The sequence below is a fragment of the Prolinoborus fasciculus genome (assembly GCF_056724605.1).
This window is the reverse complement of record NZ_JBWZQN010000019.1, coordinates 24,254-46,330: the sequence shown is the minus strand read 5'-3', so window position 1 is coordinate 46,330 and position 22,077 is coordinate 24,254. Positions and strand designations below refer to the sequence as shown.

General features: G+C 42.2%; 17 protein-coding genes and 4 pseudogenes. 8 read left to right on the top strand and 13 right to left on the bottom strand.

Translation table 11 applies throughout. The annotated features are described in order from the left end of the window. Positions 1-36 precede the first annotated feature (36 nt). Positions 37-339: pseudogene (locus AC1P5O_RS06545) on the bottom strand (transposase); the annotation flags it as partial. Between the two features lie 62 nt (positions 340-401). Between AC1P5O_RS06545 and AC1P5O_RS06540 the strand changes: the two are divergent. The 4 genes and pseudogenes from AC1P5O_RS06540 to AC1P5O_RS06525 form a co-directional block, all read left to right on the top strand. Continuing rightward, a pseudogene (locus AC1P5O_RS06540) lies at positions 402-597 on the top strand (IS3 family transposase); the annotation flags it as partial. 132 nt (positions 598-729) lie between these two features. Beyond that, positions 730-1,044 (top strand): annotated as a pseudogene (locus AC1P5O_RS06535) (transposase); the annotation flags it as partial. A gap of 142 nt (positions 1,045-1,186) precedes the next feature. Then, positions 1,187-1,495: a helix-turn-helix transcriptional regulator gene (locus AC1P5O_RS06530; protein WP_004282130.1), complete on the top strand. Its 309-nt coding sequence runs from the start codon at positions 1,187-1,189 to the stop codon at positions 1,493-1,495. Beyond that, complete coding sequence (locus tag AC1P5O_RS06525) at positions 1,492-2,781, top strand: type II toxin-antitoxin system HipA family toxin (RefSeq protein WP_004282132.1); 1,290 nt, start codon at positions 1,492-1,494, stop codon at positions 2,779-2,781. The genes AC1P5O_RS06530 and AC1P5O_RS06525 overlap by 4 nt, the downstream gene beginning before the upstream one ends. Before the next feature lie 18 nt (positions 2,782-2,799). Here AC1P5O_RS06525 and AC1P5O_RS06520 read toward each other — a convergent pair whose 3' ends face one another. Then, positions 2,800-6,147, bottom strand: coding sequence for a DEAD/DEAH box helicase (locus AC1P5O_RS06520; protein ID WP_336754713.1), 3,348 nt, complete (start codon positions 6,145-6,147; stop codon positions 2,800-2,802). Positions 6,148-6,400: 253 nt separating this feature from the next. On the opposite strand from AC1P5O_RS06520, the gene AC1P5O_RS06515 reads away from it, so the two are divergent. Continuing rightward, entirely contained in the window at positions 6,401-6,631 is a 231-nt protein-coding gene (locus AC1P5O_RS06515) for a hypothetical protein (RefSeq protein ID WP_318270420.1), read from the top strand. A 29-nt stretch (positions 6,632-6,660) separates the two neighbouring features. Here AC1P5O_RS06515 and AC1P5O_RS06510 read toward each other — a convergent pair whose 3' ends face one another. The 3 genes from AC1P5O_RS06510 to ptsP are packed head-to-tail and all read right to left on the bottom strand — an operon-like array spanning position 6,661 to position 12,151. Next, positions 6,661-8,343, bottom strand: a complete 1,683-nt coding sequence (locus AC1P5O_RS06510; RefSeq protein ID WP_100358239.1) for a fructose-specific PTS transporter subunit EIIC — start codon at positions 8,341-8,343, stop codon at positions 6,661-6,663. A gap of 4 nt (positions 8,344-8,347) precedes the next feature. Continuing rightward, the gene (gene pfkB / locus AC1P5O_RS06505) at positions 8,348-9,280 is read right to left on the bottom strand and encodes a 1-phosphofructokinase (protein ID WP_336754714.1); all 933 of its coding nucleotides are present in this window, start codon (positions 9,278-9,280) and stop codon (positions 8,348-8,350) included. Positions 9,281-9,286: 6 nt separating this feature from the next. Then, the gene (ptsP, locus tag AC1P5O_RS06500; protein ID WP_004282142.1) at positions 9,287-12,151 is read right to left on the bottom strand and encodes a phosphoenolpyruvate--protein phosphotransferase; all 2,865 of its coding nucleotides are present in this window, start codon (positions 12,149-12,151) and stop codon (positions 9,287-9,289) included. Positions 12,152-12,274: 123 nt separating this feature from the next. On the opposite strand from ptsP, the pseudogene AC1P5O_RS06495 reads away from it, so the two are divergent. Further along, positions 12,275-12,370: pseudogene (locus AC1P5O_RS06495) on the top strand (VF530 family DNA-binding protein); the annotation flags it as partial. Between the two features lie 353 nt (positions 12,371-12,723). Here AC1P5O_RS06495 and lldD read toward each other — a convergent pair. The 4 genes from lldD to AC1P5O_RS06475 form a co-directional block, all read right to left on the bottom strand. After that, positions 12,724-13,869, bottom strand: coding sequence for an FMN-dependent L-lactate dehydrogenase LldD (gene lldD, locus AC1P5O_RS06490; RefSeq protein ID WP_004282143.1), 1,146 nt, complete (start codon positions 13,867-13,869; stop codon positions 12,724-12,726). A 3-nt stretch (positions 13,870-13,872) separates the two neighbouring features. Next, positions 13,873-14,616 carry a transcriptional regulator LldR gene (gene lldR, locus AC1P5O_RS06485; protein WP_004282146.1) on the bottom strand — a complete coding sequence of 248 codons (744 nt, stop codon included), beginning with the start codon at positions 14,614-14,616 and terminating at the stop codon, positions 13,873-13,875. Positions 14,617-14,633: 17 nt separating this feature from the next. Continuing rightward, on the bottom strand, positions 14,634-16,298 hold the full coding sequence (gene lldP / locus AC1P5O_RS06480; protein WP_004282148.1) for an L-lactate permease: 1,665 nt from the start codon (positions 16,296-16,298) through the stop codon (positions 14,634-14,636). 224 nt (positions 16,299-16,522) lie between these two features. Next, positions 16,523-16,675 carry a hypothetical protein gene (locus tag AC1P5O_RS06475; protein WP_370940781.1) on the bottom strand — a complete coding sequence of 51 codons (153 nt, stop codon included), beginning with the start codon at positions 16,673-16,675 and terminating at the stop codon, positions 16,523-16,525. A 288-nt stretch (positions 16,676-16,963) separates the two neighbouring features. On the opposite strand from AC1P5O_RS06475, the gene AC1P5O_RS06470 reads away from it, so the two are divergent. Then, on the top strand, positions 16,964-17,197 hold the full coding sequence (locus tag AC1P5O_RS06470) for a hypothetical protein (RefSeq protein WP_225554309.1): 234 nt from the start codon (positions 16,964-16,966) through the stop codon (positions 17,195-17,197). 189 nt (positions 17,198-17,386) lie between these two features. Next, complete coding sequence (locus AC1P5O_RS06465) at positions 17,387-17,728, top strand: histidine kinase dimerization/phospho-acceptor domain-containing protein (protein WP_004282152.1); 342 nt, start codon at positions 17,387-17,389, stop codon at positions 17,726-17,728. 421 nt (positions 17,729-18,149) lie between these two features. Here the strand turns inward: AC1P5O_RS06465 and bioD are convergent, their stop codons facing one another. From bioD to bioA, 4 genes are read right to left on the bottom strand one after another with little or no spacing between them, the layout of a single operon-like run. After that, a complete protein-coding gene (gene bioD / locus AC1P5O_RS06460; protein WP_004733123.1) occupies positions 18,150-18,815 on the bottom strand; it encodes a dethiobiotin synthase in 666 nt (221 codons plus the stop codon). After that, positions 18,812-19,597 (bottom strand): malonyl-ACP O-methyltransferase BioC, encoded by a 786-nt coding sequence (bioC, locus tag AC1P5O_RS06455; protein ID WP_103800517.1) that lies wholly within the window; start codon positions 19,595-19,597, stop codon positions 18,812-18,814. Before bioC ends, bioD begins: the two co-directional genes overlap by 4 nt. Continuing rightward, positions 19,564-20,733, bottom strand: a complete 1,170-nt coding sequence (locus tag AC1P5O_RS06450; protein WP_100535634.1) for an 8-amino-7-oxononanoate synthase — start codon at positions 20,731-20,733, stop codon at positions 19,564-19,566. The genes bioC and AC1P5O_RS06450 overlap by 34 nt, the downstream gene beginning before the upstream one ends. After that, on the bottom strand, positions 20,730-22,010 hold the full coding sequence (gene bioA, locus AC1P5O_RS06445) for an adenosylmethionine--8-amino-7-oxononanoate transaminase (RefSeq protein WP_100358244.1): 1,281 nt from the start codon (positions 22,008-22,010) through the stop codon (positions 20,730-20,732). The genes AC1P5O_RS06450 and bioA overlap by 4 nt, the downstream gene beginning before the upstream one ends. Between the last annotated feature and the right edge of the window lie 67 nt (positions 22,011-22,077).

Sequence of the window (22,077 nt, the reverse complement as noted above, 5' to 3'; positions counted from 1 at the left end):
CTGAGCCTGTAAATTATTTTGTGTAAGTCTTATTTTTTATAAATGATCTTTTAATCGATCATCGAACTGAATCGTAAACCAATTCATTGCTAAACGCCAATTTTGAATTGGCATGGTCCATTTTTTAGCAGCATTTGAAGTTGCTAAATAAATGACCTTTTTCACTGAATCATCAGAAGAGAAGATCTTTCTCTTTTTAGTTGAATGGCGGATCACGCTATTCAATGATTCAATTGCATTTGTTGTATAAATCGCATGACGTATTTCAGCAGGATAGCTAAAGATCGTTCGGATATTTTCCCAATTTGCCCGCCAGGATTCTCCAATTTTTGGATACTGAACCGTACCGGGTTTGTCGGAGACCAACTTTCCTGCGATGAGAAGCGCATCGCTTCGCAAGGGAACATCGAGCAAAACGAGATCTACATGATTTTCATCATGCTAAGCAAATCAAACGAATTTGGAAAGAAAGTTCGGGCCGGTATGGCGTTCGTAAAGTCTGGCAACAACTGCAACGAGAAGTTATGTTATTGCGCGCTATACAGTTCTCGATTGATGCAAAATCTTGAAATACAAGGTGTATGGCGTGGTAAGAATACAGATATGGTGCTTGATGCGCTGAGTTATGTGTCGTCTTTTGAGCTTGAAGCAATGTACGATTATAAGATTAACCCGTTAGGTCAGGTGGCCTAACTTAAATAAAAGTCTCCGACAAACCCGGTACGGTTCATTGCAGATCGGCAAGGGCATGCGGTGATTCCACCTAGAAAAAATGCGAAACCATGGAAAGATACAAAGAGTAGCTCGCTAGAGCGAAATGAATTACTTCGAACAGTTAAGCGTTTAGGCAGGACACTATGGAAAAAATGGTCAGGCTATCATCGGCGAAGTTTGGTTGAAACTAAGATGCATTGCATCAAATTATTAGGAGATAAAATCAGTGCAAGGAGTTTTGATAGCCAAGTGAATGAGATCCATGCACGTGTAGCAGTCCTTAACAGATTTACGGAATTAGGTCGACCACTTACCCAAGTTACGCCTTAAATTTGGCTCAATTAGGGGCGCTTTGCATTTCAAATCTTTGTGCAACAAAGCCGATCGAAATGATAAAGTCATAAATTGCTTTTCAAAAAAAAAGAAACTAATATGTTTCTTACAGAACCTAAAAGCAATAAATGCATCTACAATGAATAAGTCTTTACTTCAGCAAATCAAAAAAAGACGAACCCAATTGGGCTTAAAGCAAGTTGATATGCAATCCCGTACAGGCATTTCAAGACAGCAGTACCAAAAACTGGAAAGTCAGGGCAACCCTCGATTAGAGACCTTAGAAATTATAGCGGCAGGATTAAATGCTCAACTGATGCTCATCCCTGATGATAAGGTTCATTTGATCAGACAATTATTGAATGATGAAATTAAAGTCACTATTGAAGATCAGGATGACTTAATGACTAACCCATGGAAGGGTCTTCTCGGAGGAGAGGAACCATGAATACTGTTGCCGTCCTGAAATTAACATTACATCACGGTATCGTTGGATACTTGGCAGGATTTCAGAGCGGAAAAAATATTCTGGTTTTTACAGATTCTTTCCGCTCTGATCAGCAACGCCCGACCTTGAGCCTGCTGACTTCCCCCTTGTATCCTCAAGTGGATAAAATTTTAGAAAAGACCTATGTTACACATCAGCGTTTACATCCCTTGCTATCAAACTTGCTACCAGAAGGTGCATTACGCGAACTGATTGCACAAAGCCTCAAAGTACATATAGACAATGAATTTCAGTTATTGGCAGCTTTAGGTCATGATTTACCTGGAGCACTCATTGCGACTCCATTAGATCCAGAAGAAATTCCAGATGAAATAAAATTCAAACTGCAGATCTCTAATCCAGATCAGATCTTAAAGCAAGAGATTCGAACAGATAATAAGTTTTCCTTGGCCGGCGTCCAAATGAAGTTTTCCATGAAAGCCAAAGATGGGCGTTTTACACTAGTCCAGGCAACGGAATCGTCTCTACTCGGGGACTGGATTATCAAAACTCCTTCTTCCAGACATGCTTTTGTTCCGCTAAATGAATATTCTATGATGAGCCTTGCCAAAATGGTCGGAATAGATGTCCCTGAGATTCGCTTGGTGGATATGGCACTCTTACAAAACCTTCCACCATTAAATTTACCCCAAGAGCAATATGCTTTTGCAATCAAAAGATTTGATAGACAGAGTACTGCTGATACTACAGAGCTTATTCACATCGAAGACTTTGCTCAGATCTTCGGTGCATATCCACAGCAGAAATACAGCACCACAAATTATGAGCAGATAGGAAAGATCATTTATCAATTTTCAGATAACAAAATTCTTGATATTCAGCAATTTGCCAGCCGCTTACTTGTCAACATTTTGCTCGCCAATGGAGATGCACACTTAAAAAACTGGAGTATGATTTATCAGGACAAAAGAACACCAAGATTATCTCCCGCATACGATATATTGATGACTAGTGTATATATTGAAAATGAGCTTCATTTCGCATTGAATCTTGCCAAAAATAAAGATTGGTATTTAGCTGAGATGAAACACTTTGAACAATGGGCTGAAAAAGTCGGTGTTCCATGGCGTGTTATTGAAAAACAACTTCACGCCATTATGGACAAAGCACGGTCAGTATGGCCAGCGCTATTACTAGACTTACCTATGATTTCTGTTCATAAAGAAAAATTAAGAGAACATTGGAAAAAATTGCATCCAGACTTTCAGATACTTACAGATGATTAGAGGAAACCTGTAACCAAGCTAAAATTTCTCAAACAATTTCATCACATCATTTTCCGTCAGTTTCGCTTCTCCCTCATGATCTGTGCTTAGAATAGACTGTGCCAGTTCTGCTTTATTCTGCTGCAAGGCAATAATTTTTTCTTCTATGCTTTTATTGGTAATCAGCTTATACACAAATACCGGCTTGTCCTGCCCAATCCGCCATGCACGATCTGAAGCTTGATCTTCAGCAGCAGGGTTCCACCATGGATCATAGTGAATGACCGTATCTGCGGCAGTTAGATTCAGACCGACCCCTCCTGCTTTCAGACTGATTAAAAATACCGGCACTTGTCCAGACTGAAATGCTGTAATGACTTCATCTCGCTTTTTGGTCTTTCCAGTCAGCTTCACATAGCCAATTTCTGCGTGATAGAGCTGTTGTTCAATCAGTTCCAACATTGAGGTAAACTGAGAGAAAATAAGAATTTTTCGTCCCTCTTCCACCATTGGAACAACCATATCCATCAACTGTTCAAGTTTGGCAGAATACGCCTGCCCGGTTTTAACTGAATCCAGTTTCAGCAAGCTAGGATGACAACAGACCTGACGCAGCTTCAGCAAGGCATCTAAAATTTGGATTTGACTACGCTTAAAGCCTTTTTCTGCCACAATTTTCTGAATATTTGCCTGCATCGTGGCGCGAACAGCCTCATATAGATTGGATTGCTGCTCATTCATGTCAATATTGACTTCAATCGTGGTTTTTTCAGGCAATTCCTTGGCAACGTCAGTTTTCAAGCGACGTAAAATAAAGGGTTTAATGCGGTTTACCAACTTTTGCCTTAACTGCTGATCGCCGCGTTTTTCAATAGGATAGCGGTACTTTTTATTAAAGATTTCTTGTGAATATAAAAATCCTGGCATTAGAAAATAAAATAGTGCCCACAGCTCACCCAAATGATTTTCCATAGGTGTACCAGTTAGACATAGACGATGTCGCGCTGTTAATTGCCGTACTACCTGTGCAGCTTTGGCACGCGGATTTTTAATATTCTGCGCTTCATCCAGAATGAGTTGATGATATTCATATTGCTTCAGTTGCTCTTCATCTCTCGCCAAGAGCGGGTAGGTGGTTAACACAATGTCATAGTGTGAAATCTGCTCAAAATACTGATGGCGGTCGAGGCCTTGTAGCAGCAGTACCTTGAGCTCAGGGGTAAATTTTTCCGCTTCTTTGAACCAGTTATGCATCAGCGATGTGGGTGCAACAATTAAGGCGGGTCTGTCCTGCAAATGACCAGCCTGCTTTTCCATGAGTAAGTGGGCTAAAGTTTGTGCTGTTTTACCCAAACCCATATCATCCGCCAGAATCCCGCCATGCTGGGTTTCCCTTAAAAACTGTAACCAGCCTAGGCCCTGCTGCTGGTATGGACGTAATTCCCCCTGAAAACCTTGTGGTGTCGGCAGTTGTTGCTGATAGCCTTGTTTGAATTTCTGCGCAAATTGCTGCAGGCGATTACTGACCTGCCACACCATCCCCAGATGATGCTGTAATTCTAATAGTTGACTCGCATCATAGCGATCTATGCTACGCTCTTCTTGCTGTAAAATGCTCTGCAGATGCAACAATACCGGCTTAATGTCCTTTGCGGATAAAGCCAAATCTGGTTGATCCGCTGCAGTTTTCAGGGTGAAAATTTGACTGTCATTCAGATGACCAAAAATCCGTGGATCAAGTAAATCAGGCTGTTCTTTCACCAAAGCCACAAGTGCATCGAGTAAATCATAGCTATTGCCTGCACTGTCCTGAACGGTCGCCCCGATATTGAACCAGTCTTGTTGGCTTTCAGATTCAGTGATGGAAATATTTAAATTTTCAACATATTGCAGCTTAAATGGGCTGTGTTCCAGATGCTCTATCTGCCATCCAATCAATTCAATTTGATTGATGGGCATCAGCTGTTTGATCCAGTCTCCATAGAACGCAAAAACCATAGAATCAAGACGTTGTTTATCCAGTTTTAATTGCTGGTAATAATTAAGATCTTTCACCCACTTCAGTGATTCGACCAATAGCTGTAAACGCTGGATTGACTGTTGTTCCTGAACTAAGTCCCGAAGCTGTCGCACCATTTTGCCATGCTGCTCACCAATAAAACTGTCACCTGATGTACCTGCTTTTATTCGTCCGCCTACATAGGAGAATTCAATTTCGGCACAAACAGACTCTTCCCATTTCCAATCAAATTTATCTAAAACACCGAAGCGTAAAATTGGCTGGGGACTTCCCTCAAGGACATCAATATGCTGAATAGACTCGGGCTGAGGCAGATTTTTCACGTCTGAATATTGATGAGTCAGTTTCTCAAACTCTGGCAAGAGCATAGATGGAAGATCAGGCATCTGTAAAAAATGGTACAGAAGATTTGCCGTATATTCACCATATAACTGGCCCACCGTGTTCTGTTGAATATCCACATAACATGGGGGATGGCTCGCGAGAATCTGAATATGTGGATTTGATTTCAAATCGAGTCGAATATCACCATTGACCAATTCAATGTTTAAATGCTCTGTCTGTTTGTTTACACCTTGTTGCCAGATCAGTTCGATGTGATAGCCTTGTTCTGACCATTGAAGTGCAGTATGGCTCTTTTTTTGCCAGTACACATCGCCACTTTGAATAAAAGATTTGAAATGTTCCAATAAAATTCTGGAGATATCAAGATTGCTTTGATAAAAGCGTTCGTCACTGTTTATTTTGGCATAATAATAAATCTGGTTAAATAATTGTCGTTTTTGTTCAGGTAAAGTCAGATGCTTTCTGGTGATATTTTCATATTGGGTATAATAACTTTCCCCCGCAATTGAGCCGTTTTTATTGCGTCTGGCCTTCTGAACATCAACTGTCAATTTCTTTAAGCTGACAGACTGATCTAGCAGGTAAATTAAATAATTGTTTGTTTTGACAGATTGCTCTGGTTCAGTCTGTTGTAAATAACGTTTAAAATCATTCAACCAGCGCTGCGCCTGATCATCCCCCCGTTGGCGTTTTGCGATTCCCTGCGGGGATTGAGAGTCAGCATAACGCTGCTGAAATTCCTGGCGATATTCCTGAAAGAATAACCGCGCTAAAGCAGCAGCATGTTTACAGTTATATCCAACCGGACAAGTGCAGTCGTCATCGATTAAACGGTCTTTTTGGGGATTATAGGTAATTGCAGTATCGTAATAATCTGTCCCTTCAATTTGGGCATACATCGTAACCCCGTCTTTTTCCTCAAAGAACTCAATCGTTTCCCTATCAATGTGTTTAGCATAGCTCAGACTGCGCTGAAGAGTTGCTGTACTAAAGCGAGATAGAAAATTGATCAATGAGGACATAATTACCAGAAACCAAAAATGTTTATACAATTATAACGGACAAAGCTGTCATTTCAGAACAGTATTGCTCGCCAACGTATCAAAAGGAAATAAATCCATGCTCAAAAACTTAATGTTTACTACAATGGATGGGGTGAATATTGGCTTTGGGGTACATTGGTCTCCTCAACCGCAATCACAGGTCGGCCATTAATCGCCTTTGAATACAGTGCAGAAGCGATCAGTAAAGGTTTAGAACTTTCCTGCACATCAAATGGATATCATGGGTGAGGCACTGGATATTCCTCGACAAGCTCTTGTAAAACTTGGTACTCAGGAAGCGGAACTTTGTGTCCAAGAAGTCGATGAAATTATTGGCTCGATTTGTAAGGTTGCAATCCGATTCAGCAATATCGCTCATGACCTATTACCTAGACAAATTCAAGCAGAGACTCTCCAACTGATCCAAAATAGGATTGAGCATAATATTCATTTATTGCACTAAATAGCTTTCACAAAGCTTCTATGAAGGGCTTATTCTAACCGTTGTTTTATCACGGCATAAGCTACACCAGTCACCACACTTCCAATCGCAATCGCCAATAAATATTTTAATGGATAATTCATCGCATTCGGAATGATCAGTACCATTACACCGCCATGAGGAGTGACTAGTTCACATTTAAATAATGCAACCAAAGCCCCAGTTACAGCACCACCTGCGATCGCGCATGGAAGCACTCGAATCGGGTCTTTGGCAGCAAACGGAATAGCCCCTTCCGAGATGAAACATAGGCCCAGAACTACAGCAGCCTTCCCTGCATCTTGCTCAGGTTTGGCAAATTTATGCTTTGCCAGAAAAGTTGCAATTGCCATACCCAATGGCGGTACCATACCCGCAGCCATGGTAATCGCCATCGGTCCGTATGTTTGTGACGTAAGTAAGCCCACCGTAAAGGCATAAGCCGCTTTATTTATTGGCCCCCCAACATCAATACACATCATACTCCCAAGGATAATCCCCATGATCATGGCATTGGTCGTCCCCATATTGGCAAGGAAGTGTGTGAGTAATTCAAACAATTGTGCAACAGGCTGCCCAACCACATAAATCATGATTAAACCAACAGCTAAACTGGCCAATAGTGGAATAATCAAAATTGGTTTTAATGCTTCTAGGCTACTTGGGAGTTTAAGCTGTTTCGATAAAAATAACGCAATATAACCTGCAATAAAACCTGCAACTAATCCACCGAGAAAGCCTGCCTCTAATTGTGTTGCAAGTAAACCGCCAATCAAACCTGGAGTTAAACCCGGACGATCCGCAATAGAATAAGCAATGTAACCTGCCAGCATAGGTACCATAAGAGTAAATGCTGCAGCACCTATTTGCTTTAAGGATGCGGCAAAGCTTCCTTCAACAGGATTGAGGCCAAACATAAACGAGATGGCAATGATCAAACCGCCCGCCACCACCATCGGCAGCATGAAAGACACCCCTGTTAAAAGGTGTTTATAAATTCCAGTTTTTTCTTTGTTTTCATTTTCTGTCTTAGTGGCTGTTTGCTTACCCGTTTCAAGCACTTTGGCTTCAGCAATTGCGTTTGCAAAAGTCTTATCCGTTTGCTTAAGGGCAAATCCTGTACTGCAGCGATATACGCGTTTGCCTACAAAGCGATCTGTATTGACCTCAATATCCGTTGCTAAGATCACGACATCTGCTTTGACAATACTTTCTGCCGATAAAACATTTTTAGCCCCAACCGATCCTTGGGTTTCAACATCAATCTGATAACCGTGCTTTACTGCACCTTGTTGTAAGGCTTCGGCCGCCATAAACGTATGCGCAACACCAGTTGGACATGCTGTAATGGCGACAAACCGTGTAACCCCTACATTGGCTGCAATAGTTTCATCTAAAGCATCTGAATGCTCAAGAACTTGTTGCAAAAGCATGATCGCATCGTGTTGTGCGTTATTCAAACCAATGACTTTCACAACCTTGTCACGCAGTTGATCTGCATCTGCCGACTTCTGTCCAACAAAAACAACCGTATCAATAACATTTGATAAATCAAGATGCTCGACTGATGTCGCCACATGATTGGAAATACCAAGTGCTGTTGCTGCTTTGGAGAGTTTTTTGGCCAAAATCACTGCATTAATCGGCTGCTCGGGACTATGTGGCACAAATAAAATATGTTTTATCTCTTGCATCGTATTAACTCAATGATTGGACTGAGATTTGCGATTTCAAATCTTCAATAACAGTAAAGTCTGGAAGAGCAAACCCAATTTGGGTCACAGCATTGCTCGCAATTGCGGTTGCTGTTTTCAATGTTTCTTCTGGGGAAGTTGAACTCAACAACCCATGAATCATACCTGCCAGCAAAGAATCTCCCGCACCCACAGTACTTTGGACGGTGACCTTCGGTGCAGTAGCATGCAGGGGGTGCGTGCGGTGAAGCCAGTTCACCCCGTTTTCACCCATCGAGACCACAATATGTTCGATCTGACTATTTAAACTGGCAAAAAGATGCTGCTGTTCTGCAAACGTTTCTGCTGGCAAATGGTAAGTTTCCGTCAACTCATCTGTATTAGGCTTAATCAACCAAGGATGGGCAGCAATTGCTGCTTTCAACGCAACACCACTGGTATCTACTGCGACTTTTTTACCCGCAGACTGTAACCATAAAATCAGTGTCGAAAGCTCTTCTGCAGAAAACCCTTGTGGCAAACTGCCAGCAATCACAATCACATCAACCTCTAAAATCAGTTGAGATAAACGTTCACATAGTTGTTGTTTTGCTGAGGTATCTACAAAAAAGCCCTTGCCATTGATGTCAGTCATCTGACCAGAAGCTTCTGCAACTTTAATGTTTTGTCGTGTTTCACCTGCAACATAAATAAATTGGTTATCAAATTGCTCTTGCTGGATATGATGGTCAAAAATTTGACGGTTTTCTTGCCCCAAAAAGCCACTCACAATCAGTTCATGTCCCAAATCCTTAAGGACCTGTGCCACGTTTAAGCCTTTACCTGCTGCATGGCTTTGGGCCGTTAACTGACGATTGACCTCGCCAACTTTTAGTTGATCCAATTGCACGGTGAGGTCAATTGCAGGATTCAGAGTAATGCTTAATATCTTAGCCATTCGTAATTACTCCACCAATGCACGTACGGCAGACGCACTGTCACAACTTAAGGCTTGCTGTGCGACCTGTTTGCAATTTATATAGTTCAAACCACGAATTTGCGCCTTCACCAATGGAATACTGGTACTCGACATACTCAACTCATCCACGCCCAAGCCTATCAATACAGGCACAGCTTTTGGATCAGCAGCCAATTCACCACAAATGCCCACCCATTTACCATGCTGATGTGCTGCCCGAACAGTTTGATCAATCAATAGCAAAATACTCGGATGTAAGCCATCAGCTTCAGCAGACAACAGTGGATGACCACGGTCAATCGCCAGAGTATATTGAGTCAAGTCATTGGTTCCAATACTAAAAAAATCAACTTCTTGAGCAAGAATTGGAGCCAACAATGCTGCCGCAGGAACCTCAATCATAATACCGACTTGTAAGTTTTCACATGGATGCTGTATGCGAACCTCATCCAAAATTGCTTTTGCTGCTCGCCATTCTTCAACCCGCCCAATCATCGGAAACATAATTCTTAATGGGCGATTATCCGCTGCTTTAAGTAAAGCAACCAATTGCTGACGTAACAACTCTGGCTTACGTAAAGTCAGACGAATACCACGTAAGCCCAAGAATGGATTTTCTTCCTTTTCAATAGGCAAATACGGCAAAGGTTTGTCCCCGCCCACATCAAGTGTACGTACCACCAATGGACGACCTGCCAAAGCATCTAACACCACCCGATAATCGGCTTCCTGTGTAGCCTCATCAGGCGCACTGCTGTGTGACATAAAGACCAATTCTGTGCGTAGCAAACCAATTGCTTCTGCCCCATCGGCCACAGCCTGTATCGTAGCGCCCACTTTGCCAATATTGGCTGCGATTTCAACTTGATGTTGATCCAGTGTGATGGCAGGTTCTAAACAATGCTGTTCCGCTTGTTCTCGCAACTCACGCTGGCGTTGGCGCTCTGCAATGGCATGATCAATCTGATTTTGCTCGGGTGAGACCACATACTCCCCAGTATCCCCATTAATTAGCACGGTGGCATGGTTCTCAATATTTAAAACAGCTACACCTGCACCTACGACTGCTGGAATAGCCAGAGCACGTGCCACAATAGCACTATGGGCACTCGCTCCACCAACCGCGGTCAAAATGCCTGCAACACGATCTTTATTCAGACGCGCTACATCACTCGGGCCAACATCATGCATAATTAAGATATAAGGTTGCTCGGGTTCTGTGACATCGGCCACACCGCACAAAACAGCCAAAACTCGCTCACCAATATCCCTTAAATCAGCCGCACGCTCTGCAAGTAAACGATCGCTAAGTGCAGCCTGTGCGGTAGCAGCCACTTCAATATGATCATGCCAAGCTGCAGCAGCAGACAACCCCTGTTTTAAACCGCGTTGTACACTTTGGAGGAGGTCTGGATCATCCAGCATTTCCAAATGTGCCATGAATATCTGCTTAATGGCAGTAGATTCAGTATGTGCAATGAATTGACGTAAGCTATTTTTCACCTGATGAAGCGCAATTTCAAGCTTTTCATTCTCAGCTTTAAAACTCTGTCCGCGACGTTCATAACTAAATTCGCGTGGCTTCACCACATGAGCAGGACCAAAAGCAAGGCCAGTTGATGCCGCAATACCGCAGCTACCCGTATCGCCATGTGATTCAAAAGGCATTAATTCCAAAGTATTTACGACTGGGTCACTATTGCTGTGCTGATGAGATACAAAATCAACAGCTTCAACCTCTTCTCCTAAGCCCTGTTTAACTGCATCAATAATCTGTTCTAAGCCTGCTACAGCATCGGTATCGGGTTGTGCAATAAAAGTCAGAGTTTGACCACGACGACATCCCATGGCTAATAATTTGGTTAAACTTTTTGCCGAAACGTAAGCCCCCTCATCTACAGCAACGAGAACATCCCCTGCAAATTTCTTAGTCATATTGACCAAGTGTGTCGCGGGACGCGCATGTAGACCATGAGCATTAGCTAAGACAATACGACGAGATGGCCAATCAGGAATCAGTTCAGCACCAATTAACTGCGCCAACTGGTGACTATCTTGCTCTTGGTTGAGGGTATGAACTTGTTCAGTATCAAACAAAATATCCATTAACCGTTGAAACCGTTGCATATCCAGTTGCTCATTACTGGCAATACACACCAAAGTCTTGAGCATTTCCTGCTGATGGCTTAAAACCTGTTCCGCTTTTACCAAACTTACAGCTGGGCTCAAAACATGCTGGTTAGAAGTGATCGACCAGACCCCCTCCCCTAAATGAATCATGCTGTTTAGATTTAAACCCGACAGAAAACCACACTCCACCATTTTTTGCTGTTTCAGCAACTGTGTTGCGTGCCAAATTAAATCTTCTACATCAAGTGCGGGAACTTGAGTGGCGATTAAATTTTCATGCAATGCCAAAGATGCAGGTTGGGCTTGTAATAATGCAATAATTTGCTCTGCGGATTGAGCCTGTTTCACTTGATCAGCGACATCATTAATTAAAGCCCGCGTCAAAATTTGTAAGACTTGCAAATGCTCATCTGATTTCGCAGCAATCACTACTGCTAAATAAATTTTATTTTCACCGTCCCAAACAACTCCTTCAGGAAAGTGCGCCAGACGAATACCAGTTTTTAAAATATATTGGCGAGACTGAGGCGTCCCATGCGGAATGGCAATTCCTTGCCCTAAATACGTTGCACTTTGTTGTTCGCGCCCGGTCAACCCATGAATATAATCAGGTGTAACCAACTGGTCTTTGACCAAGATATCGACTAGACATTGCAAAGCTTGTGCTTTATCAGTGGCGTGTTGTTTCATTCGAATATGTTGTATATCTAGCGCGAGCATAAAGCGTCCTTGCAAAATAGCATAGTGAAAAGCTATGCCTTTTTACTGGAGAAAAAATAAAAGTCGAATTCTACTCAGGATTTACACAAAAATCTGTATTTTTTGATTTTATCTTCATGATCATCATTACGATTCTTGCGTACCACACCATGGGCACGTGAAAAAGTAGAAAGCTTATATTTGTACGTCTTACGCCAAAAGGCCAAACAGAAACCGTAACCTCAGGCAACACCCCTCTCATCATAAAATTATACCAGTCAGTAAAATACCCTTAGATTAAGCATATGTATGTTGGTTATTATTGTTGATTATCACAATAAATTAGTGACCAAAAATCAAAGTATCCGACCCCACCTTAAATTACGTCACACAAAATAAAAACTCTATATAACTGTTATATATAGAGTTTATTAACGTACCAATTATGTTATTTAGTGTATTTTATGTCGGTGACTCTTGCCAAGGTTGGTTTTTTTCAAAAGGAAGCTTTGTTTACCCAAATTATTCAGATAAAAATCTCTTTTTTCAAAGGAAAGTTGGCAAAGCCTTAGTAATGTGAGTAATTAAATCGCTTACTCTTTCTCTAGCTTGACCAGGCAATCCGATGTAATATCTGCAATGGTTCTTGCACCAGTCAATGTCATTGCCACACGCATTTCTTTCTCAATCAAATCTAGTAAATTACTTACCCCAGAACCGCCGGCAGCACCAAGTGCGTATACAAATGCACGACCAAGCATGCAAATATCTGCACCCATAGCCAACATACGTACCACATCAAGACCGTTACGAATCCCTGAATCTGCTAAAATTTTGATGTCACCTTTGACCGCACTTGCAATTGAAGGAAGCGCACGAGCAGAAGACAAAACACCATCAAGCTGACGACCACCGTGATTGGAGACCACAATTCCATCTGCTCCGAAACGTACCGCATCCTTGGCATCCTCAGGATCTAAAATCCCCTTAATAACCATGGGACCCTCCCAATAATCACGAATCCACTCAAGATCTTTCCAAGAAATTGAAGGGTCAAAGTTATTTCCCAGCCAACCGATATAATCTTCCAGACCTGTCGGCTTACCTAAATATTTCGAAATGTTACCCAAATCATGCGGACGACCCAATAAACCGACATTCCAAGCCCAGTGTGGGTGCATACACGATTGCATATAACGACGTATTGCAGCATTTTTACCACTCATTCCTGAATGTGCATCACGATAACGCGCACCTGGAACAGGCATATCGACTGTGAATACTAAGGTAGAACAGCCTGCGGCTTTAGCACGTTCCAAGGCATTTTTCATAAAACCACGGTCACGTAGTACATACAGTTGAAACCACATCGGACGTTGAATCGCAGGTGCCACTTCTTCAATTGGACAAACTGAAACTGTTGATAAGGTAAATGGAATGCCCTTTTTATCTGCGGCAACCGCGGCTTGAACTTCACCACGACGCGCATACATACCCGTTAGACCTACAGGTGACAATGCCACTGGCAACGCCAAATTTTCACCAAACAATTGCGTTTCTAAGCTCAGCTCAGACATGTCATTTAACACACGTTGACGTAAAGCGATTTTTGATAAATCGTCTACATTACGCTTTAAAGTATATTCCGCATAGGCACCACCATCGATGTATTCAAATAAAAATGGCGGTAAACGACGTTTCGCAGCTTCACGATAGTCATTTGCAGAAGAAATAATCATAACTTATGTCCTATTTAATCGACTCGAACGTTGACGACGAGCTTCTTCTTCATCGATCATACGTACGCGTTGAACAACAAATTCAATATGCCCACAAGCTGCCTTACGTGCAGTCTCTGAGTCTTGACGTTCAATTGCGTCCATCACCTCAAAATGCTGGTCATGCAATTGTTCAAAATGTTGTGGTGTGGTGTAAACTTTACGTCGCCCTAACATCACGTTGTCTTGCAATAAATCAAACAAACTACGCATCATTTGGATCAGCACTAGATTGTGGGATGCTTCTGCAATCGCCAGATGAAAATTCGCATCCGCTATTGCTGCGTGGGCATCATCACCTAAAGCCTGAAAATGGCTAATCTGCTCAAAACATTGACGAATATTGATCAAATCACTGGGTGTGGCACGTTGTGCGGCATACCATGCTGTACCACCTTCAAGCACCATACGAGCTTCTTGTACATCAAAACGATATTCAGGATCCTGATCCATCAAACCGGATAATGGCTCAACGATTTGATACTGTGACCAATGTGCAGGCAACTGCTTTAAATAGGTGCCTGCACCCGCTTTGCTCTGAATAATCCCTGCGGTAATCAGTTGTTGAATCGCCTCACGTAAAGAGCTACGAGACACACCTAACTGTTCACAGAGTTGGCGTTCAGCAGGCAATCGCTCTCCGACTTGCACATTATTTTTTTCAATCAACAGACGTAAACGCTGTACCACTTTGTCGGAGACTTTCATTTTTTTCCTTGACCCGTTTACGGAATCATCCACGGGAAAACATAAGCTTGTAAGGTCACAATAATACCAATCATCACCGTAAAGATAATGCTGTGTTTTACTGTAAATCTAAATAAATCAGATTCTTTACCAACTAAACCCACTGCTGCACAAGCAATCGCGATTGATTGAGGGGAAATCATCTTACCTGTTACTCCACCACTGGTATTGGCAGCAACTAACAAGACTTCAGGCACACCGATTTGCTGTGCTGTAGTTGCTTGTAACGCTGAAAACAATGCGTTAGCTGAAGTATCTGAACCTGTAAGAAACACTCCAACCCAACCCAAGAATGGTGAGAAGAAGGTGAAAGCCTGACCCGTATGTGCCAGTGCTAAAGCAAGCGTTGCTGACAGACCTGAATAGTTTGCAATGAACGCAAAAGCCAGTACCATACCAATCGAATAAATTGGGGTTTTTAGTTCATTCACGGTTTCAAAGAATGTCGAAACTGCCTCTTTAGGTTTCATGTTTAAATAAATAATCGTGATCAATGCCGCCAATATAATCGCCGTACCCGTTGCTGATAACCAATCAAACTTATAAATCGCATCATAATCTTTAATTTCAGGCACGACAGGTGGTAGCTTTTGAATCAATTGATGCAAATACGGCACTTTAATTGAAACTACTAAATCACTTAATGGGCCGTCCTTAACAAATAAATCTTTAAAAGGTTTGATGCTCCAGATCGTCACCATTGCTGTAAGTATCAGAAATGGAGACCAGGCTTTGGCTATCTGTGCCACACTATATTGTTTACGAGCTTGCTTGATAATAGTTTCATCTACCTGTATATTTTTGTCCTCAAAAAGAAAAATATGTTTTGGTTTCCAATACTTAAGTAAGATAGTTAAACTGATTAATGATGCAATTGCAGCAGTGATATCGGGTAACTCAGGCCCAACAAAATTTGATGTTAGATATTGCGCTAAAGAAAAAGATAAGCTGGCAACTAAAATAGCAGGCCAAGTTTCTTTAACCCCACGCCAACCATCCATGATTGCCATGATCCAGATCAATACAATTGGCACCATAAAGGGTAACTGACGACCAACCATTTGACTGATTTCCATGGTGTCAACACCTGAAACCTGCCCAGCGACAATGATCGGAATTCCCATTGCACCAAAAGCAACAGGTGCAGTATTAACTATCAGGCATAGCCCAGCCGCATATAAAGGCTTAAAGCCGAGTCCCACCAACAGTGCCGCAGTAATTGCGACGGGCGCACCAAAACCTGCCGCACCTTCTAAAAACGTACCAAAAGCAAACCCAACTAATAGCATTTGCAGACGTTGATCTTCTGTAATTGACAGAATAGACGAACGAATAACATCAAACTGTCCTGTTTTTACTGAAATCTTATATATAAAAACTGCACCGATAATAATCCATGCAATTGGCCACAGGCCGTAGAAGAATCCATAGACCATTGATGCTAATGCCATTCCAATTGGCATTTTGTATAAAAATAATGAGACCAGAAAGGCTAAAAAAACGGTAATTGTAGCGGCTACACTACCCTTCATGCGAAAAATAGCTAACGCTAAAAAAAAGAAAATAATTGGAACTAGCGCAATAGCACTCGAAATCCAGATATTGCCTATAGGATCATAAATTTGTTGCCACTGTTGAAGCATTGTCTACTCCTTGAAATGCTTAACTACTAGATTGAACAGTTTATTGTACTTAAACACTAAATTGGTATGACCAATTTAGTGTTTAAGAGATAAAATGTGCATTTTGTATTGGCGATATTAGTAATATTAGCCCAAAAACACAATATAAAAGATTTAATTTATTTTTTGGTATGACCAATTTTTATAATCTCTTAAAATTTTATATATTAGATTTCTTTCATAATTCACTTTTTACTCAGCTCAAAATTATAGATTCCCACAATTAAATTAAATCTTAATCCTAGTCTTTTGCCAGGGTTGCGATATCGCTCGGCAAGGATTTTGAAGGTTTTCAAAGTTCCAAATACCTGTTCAATCCCAATTCTTCTTTTATTGATTTCTTGGTTATAAAGTTTTAGCTCGAGATCTGGTTTTTAGTGCTTTTTTGCTTTTAATGGCCATAAACTATTTGGATACAATGTATAAATCCCTTGATAGCCTTTATTTGCAAGAGGCTTTGTTGCACAAACCTACCACTGAAAGCTTCTTGGGGAATATAATTTCTAAATGAAGAGGTCTGCACCCAAGATCTATCGTACAACCAGTTGATCTACCTACAATAAAGCCTTGCTCAGTCAAGGAAATACATCAATTTGGTTTGATTCAGCCATCCAATGGTCGCTCGATTGACTCAACAACTGCCGATGCAAAACTTGGATGAAAATGTACTAGCCCAACAACTTCATTCCACCAATCAAGAGCAGTTGATTGCCTATAAAGTGTCTTTATTTGGCTCTGACGTCAGTGTCGTTCAGCATGTGGTAGCAAAAACCCGAGGTGCACCGAAAGATTTAAGCCACCAAGTAGTTGGCTTTAGTACAAAGCAACAAGGTGAGGCTCAGTTATGTGTTACGTCGTGAGGATATTCAAGTGGTGGTAGCAGAGCGGATGTTCCTACGTGGATAATTGCTCAAAAAGATTTTATAATCGGTATTAATACCAATAATTTTGTCTTTATTGCTATGTATAGACTTAATCGTTTTGATTATTCGTCGAGAGCTTAAAGCCTTAGATGAAGTTTCAACCTTTTAAGTCAGCCAAATTTATCAGTGAATGATGCTACTCACTATTTAAAAACCTTAGATGCCAAAGTAATGCCTTCCAAGGTACAGTCCTTTGCTCAAAACTCTAAGCACTTAATACATAAACTGCATCAAAATCCGGAAAATGAAAAAGTATTTAGTTCATACGCCGCCCATGAATTGCGTAGTCCTTTAACCGCGATCAAAACTCATATTCAGCTTGCACAACTGATGGCAGAACAACAGGCAAGCTCGCCCAAATTGCAACAGAGCTTGCAGCAGGTACACCTTGGTATCCGCCGATGTACCCAGCTACTGGAACAGCTTCTAGCACTTTCATCTACCGATCAAGTACTGAGTGATATCTAGTACAGTATTGAAATTCCACGGCTCCTGACTCAGGTGATTGCCGATTTACAGTCGCTTTATCCGGAAATTGAACCCAGTTTAACAATTGACTGACCGAGCCTGACCCGAATTGCCCTACCCGATTTTGAACTAGATACCGTCTTTAAAAACCTACTTAACAATGCTCTATTGCATGCACAGGCAAACACCATTTCAATTGCTATGCTGCATGTGTGCTGATCATTCATAATGATAATCAAAGGTTGAAGATATGCATACTTGGGACAGCGTTTCTGGCATAAATCTCCCTAGCAAAATGGGCATAGGCTAGACTTATATTTGATGAAAATGGTGTTAAACAAATATGGCTATCAGATTCAATTTACAGTGGCGCAACCTCAATATTTAAGCATTCACATCAGCCTCGCTGCAAGCGGATCACTTACTTATGAGAAGACAGGGCTAAATTTAAAGCTGGAATATCAACCCATGTCGTATCAGCAAAATCACGCTGCAAATACTGTTTTAAATAAGCAATGGTATCTTCAGCGATCAAGGGATCTTTGGAGTTATCTGCATGATTAAAAGCAATGGCATATAATTGAACCCCGCGGAGTTTTAACAACTCAAGACTCAGCAAGGTATGATTAATACTGCCTAAACGCCCTGAAGTGACGAGAATCACCGGATAATTATGTGTCTGAATATAATCAATAGTCAGGAACTCTTCGGTTAAGGGCACCATCAGACCACCGGCACCTTCCAGCAAAATACAGTCGTAGGCCGCAGCCAGCTGTTCGGTAGCCTGATGAATCTGTTCAAAGTTAATGGCTCGCCCATCCAGCCGCGCAGCAAGATGCGGTGAAGCCGGATACGTAAAAATTTCCGGCATGGTCAGTTTTTGCTGGTCTTCCTGTAACAATCCACAACCCATAATTGCACGATGCTGTTCGATATCTTCTGATATATCGACATTTCCGGTCTGGATCAGCTTTTGGGTTATGGTACGAATGCCCTGCTCATTCCAATTTTTGGCCAGAAAACCAGTAGTAAAGGTTTTACCAATTGCGGTATCAATGCCGCTGACAAAATAAATCTGTGCGCTCATGCTGTCTTCCGTGCAATGACATAAACCGGATGATAGGTCAGTGCATACTGTTTGCTTTCAGGGTCTTGGAATTGTTGATAGCCGGTATAAAAATCCTGTAAGGACGATTTTGTCCACCGAAACCCCTGTGCCGTCGCCTGTACACCAGTGGCTTTGATATGCTGTAACACCTGTTTCGGATGCTCAAAATGCAAGGTCATCTGTTCTTCTGTCTGCAGCAGAATGTCAAAGCCTAAGGATTCAAGCAGTTCACAGACCTCCGCTAAAGGCAGATAATCCAGGCCTTGTCCGGTCAGTGCCTTAATTTCCTTTAAATTATTGTCCGTATAACTGGCAAAACACAGATGCCCAGAGGGATTTAAGGCCTGCGCAATGTTGAGCAACAATGCTTTTAAATCCGAGATCCATTGCAATGCAGAACACGACAGCACCATGTCCAGAGACTGCGGCAGTGGCAAGGTTTCAATATTACCAATTCCCCACAAAAGCCGATCAGCTTCCGGGAAATGCTGCTTCACTTCGGCATATAGATCATTTAAAAATAAATGATCAAAGCTGTAATACTGCATAAAAAGCCGGGTAAAAAACCCTGAACCGCAGCCAATTTCCAATACTCTTTGCAAATGTGGTTGTGCTACATGCTGCTGCATGAACTGCATCAACTCTGCCGCTACGGCACTTTGTACAAGCGCATGCTGCTCATAACTGAGATTTGCCTGAGCAAAACGTTGGGCAATTTGTTTGCTGTTCATCGCGGCAAATTCCTCAGCACCTGCAGACATGCATCCAGCTCATCCGCAGAAATGTTCTGATTCAGGCAGATTCTGAGTCTGGAGGTATTGGCAGGAACCGTTGGCGGACGTACTGGTAGCACATAAAATCCCTGCTGTTGCATAATTTCAGCCGCCTGAATGGTGCGTTTTGCCTCACCAATCAGTACCGGCACAATTTGCGAAGTTGACGGACAGTGATATCCCAAGTCTTGAATGCCCTGCTGACAGCGTACAGCCAATGCTGCCAAATGTACTCGTCCCGCCTGAAGCTGCTGTACCTTCTGAAAAATAAATCTAGTCCAGGCCATACATAGTGGCGGCTGGGCGGTACTAAAAATTAAAGGTCGCATGCTATTAATCAGATAGTCACGAATCACTGGCGCACAGACCAGATAACCACCAACTGAAGCCAAAGCCTTGCCAAAGGTACCGACCAGGAAGTCAATCTGATCCAATACTTGATACTGTTCTGCGCAGCCCAATCCACGTTCACCGCGCACACCAATTGCATGTGCCTCATCGACATAGAGCATGACTTTTGCAAACTGCTGTTTTAATGCCACCAAAGCAGCTAAATCTGTTTCATCCCCATCCATACTGAAAATTGATTCAGTTACCACAATAATGCGCTGGATAGATTCATCTGACTGATATTTTTCTAAAAACTGAGTCAAATGCTGCAGGTCATTATGGCGGTAACGCACATAGCCAGCTTTAGATAAACGAATCCCGTCGATAATACTGGCATGTACCAGTTTGTCAGCAATGATCATGGTTTTAGCATTACTGAGCGCAGGAAGAATCCCGATATTCATGTGATAACCACTATTAAACAGCAGTACTGAACGTCCAAAAGCCTGTGACATCTGTGCTTCAAGTTGTTCAAAATTGGGAAAGTTTCCTGTCAGTAAACGTGAAGAGCTTGAACTCATATATCGCTCAGACATCGGCGTGAGGTCAAAAAATTCTTCACGTAGCGTTAAGTTGGATGCCAGACCTAAATAGTCATTGGATGCCAGATTCAGCATCTCTTGGCCATTGAGTTGCAATCTTGGCTGGCTAGAAATATTGGACTTAAACTGGCGATATTGCCCTTGCTGTTTCAAGTCATCTAGCTGCTGCTGGAAATGCTCAAGATGGTTCATGCTACTGCCTCTATCTGCTGAATCATCTCCCGCATATGCTTTAATAAAGTTTCAAGTTGCTGTGTTGAAATTACATATGGCGGCATGACATAGACCAGACGGCCAAAAGGACGAATCCAGACGCCACGGCATACACATTCAGCCTGAAAACGCGCTAAATCAATAGTTTGATGTAGCTCAACCACGCCAATTGCGCCGAGGACACGCACATCTTTGACTTGTGCCAAGGATTTTAAATCCAGTAAATATTGTTCTAGTGTACTTTCAATCTGTTGAATACGCGTCTGCCAGTCTTGAGCCAGTAACAGCTGGGTACTTTTTAATGCGACCGCACAGGCCAACGGATTAGCCATAAAAGTTGGGCCATGCATGAACACACCCGCTTCACCACTTGAAATCGTCTCTGCTACATGGCGAGTGGTTAAGGTCGCTGACAAGGTCATATAACCACCAGTCAATGCCTTACCGATACACATAATGTCTGGTGTGACCTGAGCGTGTTCATAAGCAAATAGTTTTCCAGTGCGGCCAAAACCGGTGGCAATTTCATCTAAAATCAGCAGTACATCGTACTTTTCACACAACAACTTAGCTTGCTTTAAATATTCTGGATGATAGAAACGCATCCCGCCTGCACCTTGCACAATCGGCTCAATGATCATGGCAGCAATCTGTTGATGCTGCTGTACCAGCAGGCGCTCAAGTGGCTGTATATCTTCGGGTTGCCATGCCCCATCAAAACGGCTTTGAGGTGCCGGAACAAATAAACGGTTCGGCAAACTCGAACCAAAAATTTGATGCATACCAGTTACAGGATCACAAACCGACATGGCATTCCAGGTGTCGCCATGATAGCCAGAGCGTGTGGTAACAAAGTTAGTTTTTTGTGGTTGCTGACGTGCATTCCAATATTGCACAGCCATTTTCAACGCCACCTCAACCGCGACCGAGCCGGAATCGGCAAAGAAAATTTTATCCAGTTCAGGCGCCGTGATCTCGAGTAGCAGTTTAGACACATCAATCGCAGGCTGATGAGTCAAACCACCAAACATGATATGTGACATCGACTCTAATTGTTTTGTTACAGCCTGATTGAGTTCAGAATGATTATAACCGTGAATTGTGCACCACCAGGACGACATGCCATCAATCAGCTCGGTACCATCTTCAAGTTCAATGACTGCACCATGTGCAGCTTTAACTTTGTAACATGGCAAGGGTTGTGTCATGGAGGTATAAGGATGCCAAATATGCTGTTGATCAAAAGCGTCCTGCACAGAATTTACCCCAATTATTAAAACTAAAACTGATCTTAGCGCGTTAAATCTGAAAATGAAACGTCAA

Coding starts and splice junctions, on each gene's coding strand:
- AC1P5O_RS06530 (WP_004282130.1), top strand. CDS start 1,187: ATGAATAAGTCTTTACTTCAGCAAATCAAAAAAAGACGAACCCAATTG.
- AC1P5O_RS06525 (WP_004282132.1), top strand. CDS start 1,492: ATGAATACTGTTGCCGTCCTGAAATTAACATTACATCACGGTATCGTT.
- AC1P5O_RS06520 (WP_336754713.1), bottom strand. CDS start 6,147: ATGTCCTCATTGATCAATTTTCTATCTCGCTTTAGTACAGCAACTCTT.
- AC1P5O_RS06515 (WP_318270420.1), top strand. CDS start 6,401: ATGGATATCATGGGTGAGGCACTGGATATTCCTCGACAAGCTCTTGTA.
- AC1P5O_RS06510 (WP_100358239.1), bottom strand. CDS start 8,343: ATGCAAGAGATAAAACATATTTTATTTGTGCCACATAGTCCCGAGCAG.
- pfkB (WP_336754714.1), bottom strand. CDS start 9,280: ATGGCTAAGATATTAAGCATTACTCTGAATCCTGCAATTGACCTCACC.
- ptsP (WP_004282142.1), bottom strand. CDS start 12,151: ATGCTCGCGCTAGATATACAACATATTCGAATGAAACAACACGCCACT.
- lldD (WP_004282143.1), bottom strand. CDS start 13,869: ATGATTATTTCTTCTGCAAATGACTATCGTGAAGCTGCGAAACGTCGT.
- lldR (WP_004282146.1), bottom strand. CDS start 14,616: ATGAAAGTCTCCGACAAAGTGGTACAGCGTTTACGTCTGTTGATTGAA.
- lldP (WP_004282148.1), bottom strand. CDS start 16,298: ATGCTTCAACAGTGGCAACAAATTTATGATCCTATAGGCAATATCTGG.
- bioD (WP_004733123.1), bottom strand. CDS start 18,815: ATGAGCGCACAGATTTATTTTGTCAGCGGCATTGATACCGCAATTGGT.
- bioC (WP_103800517.1), bottom strand. CDS start 19,597: ATGTCTGCAGGTGCTGAGGAATTTGCCGCGATGAACAGCAAACAAATT.
- AC1P5O_RS06450 (WP_100535634.1), bottom strand. CDS start 20,733: ATGAACCATCTTGAGCATTTCCAGCAGCAGCTAGATGACTTGAAACAG.